Origin of the sequence: Micavibrio sp. TMED2 (genome assembly GCA_002168225.1) — a bacterium.
Lineage (GTDB): Bacteria > Pseudomonadota > Alphaproteobacteria > TMED2 > TMED2 > TMED2.
This window is the reverse complement of the sequence record NHBH01000001.1, coordinates 838,125-849,186: the sequence shown is the minus strand read 5'-3', so window position 1 is coordinate 849,186 and position 11,062 is coordinate 838,125. Positions and strand designations below refer to the sequence as shown.

The following is an 11,062-nucleotide window of genomic DNA, read 5'->3' as shown; positions in this document are numbered from 1 at the left end:
CAGGCAGAAAGCTTAAAACCATGGGGTTTTCCAGTATCAGACAAAACCGTCGGCGTCCGGCAGGCAGTATCATTACCGCCCTCGATGTAGGCTCGACCAAAATCTGCTGCTTTATCGCGCGGGTTGAGGAAGCAGGCCATCTGCGCATCATCGGCATCGGACACCATGCCTCAGCGGGCGTGAAAGCTGGTGCGGTCGTCGATATGGAAGCCGCCGCCATCGCGATCGGTCACGCGGTGCATCAGGCCGAGCGTATGGCCGGTCTCGCCATCGACAACGTGCTGGTCAACCTGTCCGGCCCCCATGCGAAGTCGCACCGCGCCGAGGTGGATATTGCCATTGCCGGTGATCAGGTCACCGAGGCCGAAATCTACCGTGCCATCGGTCAGGCCCGCGCGGTTGACCTCGGCGACGATCAGGAACTGGTTCATGCCATGCCGGTCGGCTATGCGCTCGACGGTCAGCGCGGTATCGAAGACCCGCTCGGCATGTATGGCAAGCTGCTCGGTGTCCATATCCATCTGGTCAGCGGTGCCACCGGCCCGATGCGCAACCTGACCGCCTGTATCGAACGCTCGCAACTCAATGTCGATGCCTTCTGCCTCGGTGCCTATGCCGCAGGTTTTGCCAGCCTGACCGAGGATGAAATGCGCCTCGGCGTCACCCTGATCGATATCGGCGGCGGGACCACGGACATTGCCGTGTTCGAGGATATGAGCACGGTCCATACCGATTGCCTGCCGGTTGGCGGCCTGCATATCACCAATGATCTGGCGCAAGGCCTCGGCACCGCTGTCGGCCATGCCGAGCGGATCAAGACCCTGCATGGCAGCGCCCTGCCCGCGATCGGCGATGATGAGGAACTGATCGACGTGCCGCGCCTCGGCGATGATGACGAGCTCTCAGGTCAGGAGCAGGTCTCACGCTCGCTTGTCGTCGGCATGATGCGGCCACGGCTGGAAGAGATATTCGAACTGGTGCGTGTGCGCCTTGAACGCTCCGGCGCTGACCGGTTTGGCGGTCGCCGTGTGGTCCTTACCGGCGGTTCCAGCCAGATCACCGGTATCCGTGAGCTGGCCAGCACCATGCTCGACAAACAGGTACGCCTCGGTCGCCCGAATCGACTGCTCGGTTTGGCTCCTGCAACCACTGGTCCGGGCTTCGCCACGGCTGCCGGGTTGCTCCATTACGGCCTTGAGCACCGGATTGAAACGGTACCGGAAATGACGGCCGTAGAGCCGGAAACGACATGGTATCAACGCGTTAGCCATTGGTTGCGGGAAAACTTATGACCCGGCAACCGATGCAGCAATCCCACAGCCTTACAAAACCTGTGGTTTTCCCATGCCCCGCGCGGGCGGGCATCGGTAGGTTGGACAGGATTCGGTCTGTGATTCCAGAGACATGGCCAGACATGACTGTAATCCATCCGACCATATATACTTGCCACCATGATGAGCATGGTCGCAGCCAGACAACTTAAACCCGCAGCAGCCAAGCGGAGGCTTTTATGATCAATGTAGCAGTACCTGACGATAACGGCGCGCAACTGACGCCCAAGATTTTCGTCATCGGCGTTGGTGGTGCGGGCGGCAACGCCGTCAACAACATGATCCACTCCAACCTGGAAGGCGTGAACTTCCTCGTTGGCAACACGGACGCACAGGCCCTTCAGGGCAATGATGCCGAGATCAAAGTCCAGCTTGGCCCAACCACCACCAAGGGCCTCGGCGCAGGCTCCCGCCCGGAAGTCGGTGAAGCCGCTGCTGAAGAAGCAATGCCCGAGATCATGGAGCACCTCGAAGGTGCGAACATGGTGTTCATCACCGCCGGTATGGGCGGTGGCACCGGCACCGGTGCCGGTCCGGTGATCGCCAAGGCCTGCCGCGAGGCCGGTATCCTGACGGTCGGCGTTGTTACCAAGCCATTCCAGTTCGAAGGCGCACACCGCATGCGCACCGCCGAGGCGGGCATCAAGGAACTGCAGGCCTATGTCGATACGCTGATCATCATTCCAAACCAGAACCTGTTCCGCGTTGCGAATGAGAAAACCACCTTCGCCGATGCGTTCAAGATGGCGGATGACGTCCTGCATGCCGGTGTTCGCGGTGTTACCGACCTGATGGTCATGCCGGGCCTGATCAACCTCGACTTCGCGGATATCAAGACCGTGATGCAGGAGATGGGCAAGGCGATGATGGGTACCGGCGAAGCCTCCGGCGAGCGTCGTGCTACCGAAGCCGCCGAAGCCGCGATCTCCAACCCGCTGCTCGAAGATACCTCAATGCAGGGTGCCCGCGGTATCCTGATCAACATCACCGGTGGCATGGACATGACCCTGTTCGAGGTCGATGAAGCTGCCAACCGTATCCGTCAGGAAGTTGATCCGGACGCCAACATCATCTTCGGTTCCACCTTCGATGAGCACATGGAAGGCGTCATGCGGGTTTCCGTTGTCGCCACCGGTATCGACGCTGCCGAAGGCCAGCAACCGGTTCCACTGCCGGAGCGCCGCACCGAAGCGGTCGCCAGCAAGCCGGTCGTTATGGCTGAACCAGAGCCAATGCCTGAGCCGGAACAGGAGCCGGTGATCGAGGAAGAAGAGATCGCTGCCAGCGCCCCTGCCGCTTTTGACATGGAGCCGGAACTTGAGGACGAGGAAGTCTATATCGAGCCGGAGCAGGTTGATCTTGAGGATTTGACTGCTGCTGAGGCACCGGTACATGATCTGCTCGGTATGCCAGCGCCACAACCGGAGCGTCCGGCAGCCCGCGCACCGGCTGCCCGCCCGGTCATGCAGCCACGTCCGGCCATGGCACCACAACAGGCTGCACCACAACAGCCAACTGCCCGCCCTGCACCACAGGCACAGCCTGCAGCAGAGCAACGCCCGCTGCCACAACGCCGCGACGATGCCTTTATTCCACCAGCCCCGATCGATCCCGGCTACAAGCCGGAAATCGCCCGTGAGGCCAAGCCAGACCCGTTTGCCGCTGCGGCACTCGCCAATGGTGGCCGGGGTGAGGAAAAGACCCGTCGCCGCTCTCTGCTGGACCGCGTAACCGGCCTCGTCGGTTTCGACTCAGACAGCGCTAACCACGCTGAAAACCATGACGAAAATGCAACGGCGGCATCCAATAAACGCACAGCTGGTGGTTCTCCATCACTGAGCCGCGGTGCCGGTGAGCGGCCACAACAGGCCCCTGCATCCCGTCCGGTACGCAGCGCACCAGCCGGTCGCACGGCAGCTGCAGTTGCCCAGCCGAGCCTGAATATCGCCCCGACCTCACCTGCCGAAAGCGCAGAGACGGACGAGGAAATGCTTGATATTCCAGCATTTTTGCGCCGCCAGGCGAACTAATCAACGGGCCAGACTGCATCTGATGCAGAAGCCTGAACCCACTGAAACACCCCGGTTGCCAGACCGGGGTGTTTTTCTGTGCGGCTGCGAATAGGCAATGGCACAACCATTCACAGGTTTTTCAACATGTTACATTTGGTAACAAACGTTGATTTGTTCCCTTGTGCTGCACTTGCTAAATCGGTGATCGTCAAGAAACCGAACTGAACACCAAAACTGAATAAAGGCAATTTTCCAACCGGTTACGGATCAGGCCCAGCGAAGCGCCACAGCTTACAAGCCCCCCTACAAGGCAGCACGCAGCTGATCCGCAGGAAACAACCGAAGATGAGAACATCTTGGAAGATTGTTGGCAGCAACAAAGCCGATGGAGCCAGTCTAGTGCATTACGCAAACGATACCGTCGAAGCCGTTCTTCAACGCACCCTGAAAACCAGCATTCACTGCACTGGTGTCGGGGTCCATTCCGGCAAGAAGACCGCCCTGCGGTTCCTGCCTGCCCCCGCCAATAGCGGTATCCGCTTCATCCGTACCGATGTCACCGATCGTGACAATGTCGTCCCGGCTATCTGGGACGCGGTCACCGACACCCAGCTCTGCACCGTTGTCACCAATGATGCCGGCGTTTCCGTCAGCACCGTTGAGCACGTCATGGCCGCCCTGCGCGGTTGCGGTATCGACAACCTGACCATCGAGCTTGATGGCCCGGAAGTGCCGATCATGGATGGCAGCGCCGAACCATTCGTCTTCCTCATCGACTGCGCCGGTATCGAGGTTCTCGACACCCCGCGCGACGTTATCAAGGTTCTGAAGCCGATCGAATTCGTCGATGGCGACAAAATTGCCCGTCTGCTGCCAGCCGATGGCTGCCAGTTCAGCTTCGAGATCGATTTTGCACCGCGCCTTGACGTCCAGCAGACCTATGAGCTCGACCTCGACGCCAGCGCGTTCAAGCGCTTTATCAGCCGCGCCCGCACCTTCGGCTTCCTTGAGGATGTGGACAAGCTGCGCGCCATGGGCCTCGCCCGCGGTGGCTCGCTCGAAAATGCTGTCGTCATCAGCGGCGACAAGATCATGAACAAGGGCGGCCTGCGCTACACCGACGAGTTGGTCCGTCACAAGGTTCTGGATGCCGTTGGCGACCTCTACCTTGCCGGCGCGCCGATCATTGGCCGCTATGAAGGGTTCAAGGCCGGTCACGCCATGAACAACAACCTGCTGCACGCCATGTTCGCCGATCCGACCGCCTGGATCAAAACCAGCACCGTCGATCTCGGCCTTGATGCCGCCAGTGCCGACCTAGCCGGTTGGCAGGGTCAGTCACAGGTTGCCCGCATCGCCTGATTGCCGCTCAGGCACTGATTTAAGGGTCAGGCGTGGCCTTCGGACGATAGCCGATAATCATATATTGCCGTGTGGTGATCTCGCGCATTGCGCCGGGCATCAAAACGCTTAGAATGCGCGGCAACGCTATATTCCTGTGAAGAGTACGCGCATCATGACTGCCCCTATCGGCTCCTGTTCCGGCAACCGTTTTCGTCCCATACTGCTGGGTCTGGCTCTTGTCCTGTCTCTGGCCGCCTGTTCGAGTGATGACGAGGGCGTCGCCTATGTCGAGCGCCCGGCCGAGGAAATCTACAACACCGCCGCCAATGCGCTCGATTCCGGACGCTATCAGGAAGCCGCACAGCAATTCGACGAGGTGGAACGCCAGCACCCCTATTCCGAATGGGCGACACGCGCCCAGCTGATGGCCGGTTACGCCTATTATCAGGACCTCGACTACGATCAGGCGATCCTGGCGCTGGAGCGCTTTATCCAGCTGCAGCCGGGGCATAAGGATATCGCCTATGCCTATTACCTGCGCGCGCTGTCCTATTACGAACAGATCACCGATGTTAAGCGTGATCAGGCCGTGACTCAGCAAGCCATGGACGGCCTACGTCAGGTGTTCACCCGCTTCCCGGAGAGCAAATACGCCCGCGATGCCCGCTTGAAATTCGAGCTGACCGAGGATCACCTCGCCGGCAAGGAAATGAGCATCGGTCGCTATTACCAGAAGCGTGGCCAATATCAGGCTGCGATCAATCGCTATCGCCGGGTGGTCGATGAGTTCCAGACCACCAGCCACGTGCCCGAAGCGCTGCACCGCCTGACCGAATCATACCTGGCTTTGGGCGTTGTTCCCGAGGCGCAGGCCGCTGCCGCCGTACTTGGCTACAATTTCCCGGGCAGCGACTGGTATGAGGACAGCTACGCATTGCTCGCCGAGGAAGGCTATGAGCCGGTTCGCCCGGAGAAGGGCTGGATGGCCCGTATGATGGACAAGGTCGCCAACGCATTTTGATCGGCCCCGCCGGACAAATACCGCTATAATTCCGGGACAGTTTCCCCGAACCCGCGACGCCGCAATGCTCGTCTCCCTGACCATTCAGAATATCGTTCTGATCGACAAGCTGACCATCGAGTTGGCGGGTGGCCTCTGCGCGCTGACCGGGGAGACCGGGGCGGGCAAGTCGATCCTGCTTGATGCCCTTGGCCTCGCCCTCGGTGCCCGCGCCAATGCCGGTCTGATCCGCGCAGGAGAGGCACAGGCATCGGTCAGCGCGGTTATTGATGCCTCGGCCCTGCCCGGTCTGCAGCAATCCCTCAGCGAGCTTGAAATCGACACTGGCGAGGATCTGATCCTGCGCCGGGTCATCACCCGTGACGGGCGCAGCCGCGCCTTCGTCAACGACCAGCCGGTCAGTATCGGTACCCTGAAGGATATCGGCGCGCATCTGGTCGAGATACACGGCCAGTTCGAGACACAGGGGCTGCTCGATACCGCTGCCCATGCCCAGCTGCTCGACAGCTTCGGCGGCCTGCTTGATACCCGCAAGGCGGTTGCCGACGCCTGGGATAACTGGCAACAGGCCGAAAAAGCCCGCCAGAGCCTCGCCGAGGAGATCGACCGCGCCCGCGCCGAGGAAGACTATCTCCGCCATGCCCTTGGCGAGCTGGATGAGCTGAACCCGGAAGCCGGTGAAGAGGATGCCCTCGCCGCGCGCCGCACCCAGCTCATGCACCGCGAGAAGGTGATGTCGGCCCTTGCTACCGCCGCCAGCGAACTCGGCGGCGAACAGGGTGGCGTCAGGCTGCTGTCATCGGGCCGACGCACCCTTGAGCGCATCGCCGACAAGATGGGCGATGCCTATGACAGGATACTGGAGCCGCTCGACCGGGCACAGTCGGAACTCGATGAAGCCGTCGCCATTCTGGAGACTGTGCTGGCAGAACTTGACCATGACCCGCGCGGGCTTGAGGAAATCGAGGACCGGCTGTTTTCGCTCCGCCAACTGGCGCGCAAGCACAATGTCTCGCCGGATGATCTCGCCGCCCTGCGCAACGGTTTTGCCGAGAAACTGTCGATGATCGACGACCAGAGCGCCCATCTGGACAAGGCCGCCCGCGCCTCGACCGCTGCCCGGCAGGCCTATATCGACGCCGCAGCGATCCTGCGCGAGGGCCGGGAACATGCGGCGGAGAGCCTCGATCAGGCCGTAATGACCGAGCTAACGCCGCTGAAGCTGGGCCGCGCGGTCTTTGTCACCAACCTGACCCGGCTGGAAGAAGACAACTGGACCTCTACCGGCACCGAACGCGTCCGCTTTACCGTCGCCACCAACCCCGGCCAGACACCGGGGCCGATCGACAAAATTGCCTCGGGCGGTGAGCTTGCCCGCTTCATGCTGGCGCTGAAGGTGGCGCTGCGCCGGGTCAATGCCGTGCCGACACTGGTGTTCGACGAGGTTGATGCCGGTATCGGCGGGGCGGTGGCCGATGCGGTAGGCGAACGGCTTGCCCGGCTCGGTCAGGATGTACAGGTTCTGGTGGTCACCCACTCACCGCAGGTTGCCGCGCGCGCCGGTCATCACTGGCAGATCGCCAAATCGGAAGCCGCCGACGGCCTGCCCGCCACCGCCATCACCCGGCTTGACGACAAGGCACGGCGGGAGGAGATTGCCCGGATGCTGTCCGGCGCCGAGATTTCCGATGAAGCCCGCGCCGCCGCTGAAAAGCTGCTTGTCAGTCCTACATAACACACCACACTGAACCGACTGTCCGACAATTATGAAACATGATGTCGTTGATCCAACTAAGGATTTCAGCACTGACAACCTGACCGCCGATGAAGCGGCAGCGGCGCTTGAAGCATTGGCCAAGACCATTGCGGAGCATGACCGCGCCTATCATCAGGAGGATGCGCCGACCATCAGCGACGCCGATTACGATCTGCTGCGTCGTCGGAACGAGGCGATCGAACAGGCATTCCCGCTGCTGGTCCGGGCGGACAGCCCGTCACGCAGCGTCGGGGCAAAACCGGCTTCCGGCTTCAAAAAGGTCCGGCATCAGGTCTCCATGCTGTCGCTGGCCAATGCCTTCAGCGAAGAGGATGTGGCCGACTTCCTCAAAACCGTGCGCCGGTTCTTTGACCTGCCCGAGGATGCCGAGGTGCCGGTACTGGCGGAGGTCAAGATCGACGGCCTCTCCTGCTCCCTGCGCTATGAGCAGGGCAAGCTGGTACAGGCTGCCACCCGTGGTGATGGGCAGGAGGGAGAGGATATTACCGCCAATGTCCGCACCATTGATGATGCCTATATTCCCAAGACGCTGCAGGGCGATTACCCGGATATTCTGGAAATCCGCGGCGAGGTCTATATGGACCGCAGCGAGTTTCTGGCCCTCAACCAGCGCCGGGAAGAGGCCGGTGAGCCGCCCTTTGCCAATCCGCGCAATGCCGCTGCCGGATCTCTGCGCCAGCTTGACCCGAAAATCACCGCCGAGCGCAAACTCCGCTTCTTCGGCTATGGCTGGGGCGTGATCAGCGAACCGGCAAAGGAGTTGTTCGGCACCCAGACCGGTGCCCGCGAACGGATTGCGGGCTGGGGCTTTCCGCTGAACCGGCCCGAACGGCTCTGCCGCACGGTTACGGAGCTGATGGCCTTCTACGAACATGTGCAGGCGGAACGGCCCGGCCTGCCCTTCGACATTGACGGCATTGTCTACAAGCTGGACAGCCTTGATTATCAGGACCGCATGGGCTTTGTCAGCCGCGCACCGCGCTGGGCCATCGCCCACAAGCTGCCTGCCGAACAGGCCCAGACCATATTGGAAAAGATCGATATTCAGGTGGGGCGCACCGGCGCCCTGACACCGGTCGCCCATCTGCAGCCGGTCACCGTCGGCGGGGTCGTGGTGTCCCGTGCCACCCTGCATAATGAGGACGAGATTGAGCGCAAGGATGTGCGGGTCGGCGATACGGTGGTGATCCAGCGTGCCGGGGATGTCATCCCGCAGGTACTGCATGCGATCCCGGAGAAGCGCCCGGCTGACAGCCAGCCATTCGTCTTTCCCGATACCTGCCCGATCTGCGGCAGCCATGCCATTCGTGAGGCCAGTGAGGTCGTACGCCGCTGCACCGGCGGCCTGATCTGTGCGGCACAGGCGGTTGAGCGCATCCGCCACTTCGTCAGCCGTGATGCCTTCGATATCGAGGGTTTTGGTGCCAAGATCGTCCAGCAGTTCTGGGACGATGAACTGGTGCGCAGCCCGGTCGACATCTTCAAGCTACGGGATAAGGACAGCCAGAGCCTGACGCCACTGCGCAACAAGGAAGGCTGGGGCGCCACCTCGGCCACCAAGCTGTTCGATGCCATTGATGAGCGCCGGAATATCGAGCTGGACCGGTTTATCTATGCCCTCGGCATTCGCCAGATTGGCCAGACCACATCCCGGCTGCTGGCCCGGCATTTCGGTCGCTTCGATGCCTTGCGACAGGCGATGATCGAGGCACAGGACCGCGAGAGCGATGCCTATAACGACCTGATCAATATCGACAAGATCGGTCAATCCATGGCCGATGACCTGATCGGATTTTTCGCCGAGGAACAGAACGAGCAACTGCTCGACGCCCTGCTGGCCGAACTGCAGGTGCAGGAATTTACGCTGGAGGTCGATGACAGCTCCGCCGTTTCCGGCAAGACCGTGGTATTTACCGGCACGCTCGAAACCATGTCACGGGCAGAAGCCAAGGTGCAGGCGGAGAAGCTGGGAGCCAAGGTGGCAGGCTCGGTCTCCAAGAAAACCGATTACGTGGTCGCCGGTGCCGATGCCGGATCAAAACTGACCAAGGCCCGCGATCTCGGCGTCACGGTATTGAGCGAAGCCGATTGGCAGGCCTTGGCCAGCGGTTAGCGGTTATTGGCAGGCTCAGGCAATCACAGCCGAAGAAACGGCATCGATTGATGTGACACCAATCAAGGTCAGGCTGTCGCCACCACCGAAGTCGAGCACCAGACTGCCATTAATCTCTGTCGCAACGGCTGTATCCAGCGTCAGGTTCATGAGTGACAGGCTGTCAGGATTGCTGAAATCGGAGATCGTATCCGCACCGAAGCCGAGACCGAAAACGAACTGATCCGGCCCATTGCCACCGATCAGCAGGTCATTGCCAATGTCACCGGACAGCACATCAGAGCCGACATTGCCGAACAGCACATCATCACCGGCACCACCGGAGAGGTAGTCGGTTGCCTGCCCACCGAACAGGGTATCGGCACCATTGCCGCCATTGATAACGTCAGTGGACATGTTGCCGTAGAGAACGTCATCGCCGTCCTGCCCCAGAACCGTATCATCCTGCTGGCCACCATAGAGCGTGTCATTGTCATCATTACCGAACAGCTGGTCCTGATTCTGGTTGCCATAGATCACATCGGTACCGCTGCCGCCATAGATGGTATCCAGCCCGCTGCCACCGAAAATTGTGTCATTACCGGCAAAAGCAGTAACCAGATCCTCACCGGCATCAGCAAGAATCTGATCATCCCCAACCGTCCCTTCGATCATGTCGTTGCCAGCCGTGCCAAGTATGACACCGGGCAATGGCACAGGACCCGGCGTTGTACCGACCAAACCGGGCACAAAGGCAATGGTGGCAGTTGCAGAGGCATCCCCACTGAAGATGAAGTCACCGGCACTCAGCGTCGCCACGCTTGCGCCATTCACTGTCAGCGCCTGCGCATCATTGGCCATGATGGTAACCGCATTGGCACCGCTGGTGCTGATGACCAGTTGGCTGAGATCGGTAATGCCGAGATTGGAAACATCAATCCGGTCAATGCCAACTTCAAAGTCACCGATTGTATCGAGCGAACCCGAGGTCGGGGTGAACAGGAAGACATCGGCACCCGTACCGCCAAACAGCATCTCATCTGATCCGGGACCGCCCTGCAGCGTGTCATCGCCATCCTCACCCAATACCAGCGCTGCGCCATAGCCAACCAACACGTCGCCATCAGCCCCACCATAGAGGGTATCGTTACTACCGATGAGGGTATCCGCCCCGGCATAGCCATAGATCGTATCAGCCGTGCCAATAACGGTATTGGTAATCAGGTCAGCGGAGGTGGTTCCTTGAATAGACATGTGGGGGGATTTCCTTTTTGCCGGGGACATGGTTGTCAGGGCGAATGGGGCATACGGGTGATGTCAGCCGTAATATCTCATGCATCTGCACAACCGCCTCAGCAGCCAAAGGTTCCCAAACCACTCTCCCCATCTCCGGCGAATCGTTTATCGGTTTCAGCCAAATTCGCGCAGTTTCCCTATCCATCAGACCGCGTTCCGTGCCGTCAATTTCAATAACAGCCTGATTTT

7 protein-coding genes are annotated in these 11,062 nt (G+C 60.5%); 6 read left to right on the top strand and 1 reads right to left on the bottom strand.

Annotation, left to right across the window (positions count from 1 at the left end):
* Positions 1-20 precede the first annotated feature (20 nt).
* From CBB62_04015 to CBB62_03990, 6 genes are all read left to right on the top strand, one after another.
* Complete coding sequence (locus CBB62_04015) at positions 21-1,292, top strand: cell division protein FtsA (protein OUT41512.1); 1,272 nt, start codon at positions 21-23, stop codon at positions 1,290-1,292.
* 218 nt (positions 1,293-1,510) lie between these two features.
* Positions 1,511-3,361 carry a cell division protein FtsZ gene (locus CBB62_04010; protein OUT41511.1) on the top strand — a complete coding sequence of 617 codons (1,851 nt, stop codon included), beginning with the start codon at positions 1,511-1,513 and terminating at the stop codon, positions 3,359-3,361.
* 327 nt (positions 3,362-3,688) lie between these two features.
* The gene (locus CBB62_04005) at positions 3,689-4,705 is read left to right on the top strand and encodes a UDP-3-O-[3-hydroxymyristoyl] N-acetylglucosamine deacetylase (protein OUT41510.1); all 1,017 of its coding nucleotides are present in this window, start codon (positions 3,689-3,691) and stop codon (positions 4,703-4,705) included.
* A 154-nt stretch (positions 4,706-4,859) separates the two neighbouring features.
* On the top strand, positions 4,860-5,708 hold the full coding sequence (locus CBB62_04000) for an outer membrane protein assembly factor BamD (GenBank protein ID OUT41509.1): 849 nt from the start codon (positions 4,860-4,862) through the stop codon (positions 5,706-5,708).
* A 64-nt stretch (positions 5,709-5,772) separates the two neighbouring features.
* On the top strand, positions 5,773-7,443 hold the full coding sequence (locus CBB62_03995) for a DNA repair protein RecN (protein OUT41508.1): 1,671 nt from the start codon (positions 5,773-5,775) through the stop codon (positions 7,441-7,443).
* 31 nt (positions 7,444-7,474) lie between these two features.
* A complete protein-coding gene (locus tag CBB62_03990; GenBank protein OUT41507.1) occupies positions 7,475-9,598 on the top strand; it encodes a DNA ligase (NAD(+)) LigA in 2,124 nt (707 codons plus the stop codon).
* Between the two features lie 15 nt (positions 9,599-9,613).
* On the opposite strand, the gene CBB62_03985 is transcribed toward CBB62_03990, so the two are convergent.
* On the bottom strand, positions 9,614-10,831 hold the full coding sequence (locus CBB62_03985) for a hypothetical protein (protein ID OUT41506.1): 1,218 nt from the start codon (positions 10,829-10,831) through the stop codon (positions 9,614-9,616).
* Positions 10,832-11,062 lie beyond the last annotated feature (231 nt).

Bases quoted from the DNA above. Each gene is read 5' to 3' on its own strand.
- CBB62_04015 (OUT41512.1), top strand. From the start codon at position 21: ATGGGGTTTTCCAGTATCAGACAAAACCGTCGGCGTCCGGCAGGCAGT.
- CBB62_04010 (OUT41511.1), top strand. From the start codon at position 1,511: ATGATCAATGTAGCAGTACCTGACGATAACGGCGCGCAACTGACGCCC.
- CBB62_04005 (OUT41510.1), top strand. From the start codon at position 3,689: ATGAGAACATCTTGGAAGATTGTTGGCAGCAACAAAGCCGATGGAGCC.
- CBB62_04000 (OUT41509.1), top strand. From the start codon at position 4,860: ATGACTGCCCCTATCGGCTCCTGTTCCGGCAACCGTTTTCGTCCCATA.
- CBB62_03995 (OUT41508.1), top strand. From the start codon at position 5,773: ATGCTCGTCTCCCTGACCATTCAGAATATCGTTCTGATCGACAAGCTG.
- CBB62_03990 (OUT41507.1), top strand. From the start codon at position 7,475: ATGAAACATGATGTCGTTGATCCAACTAAGGATTTCAGCACTGACAAC.
- CBB62_03985 (OUT41506.1), bottom strand. From the start codon at position 10,831: ATGTCTATTCAAGGAACCACCTCCGCTGACCTGATTACCAATACCGTT.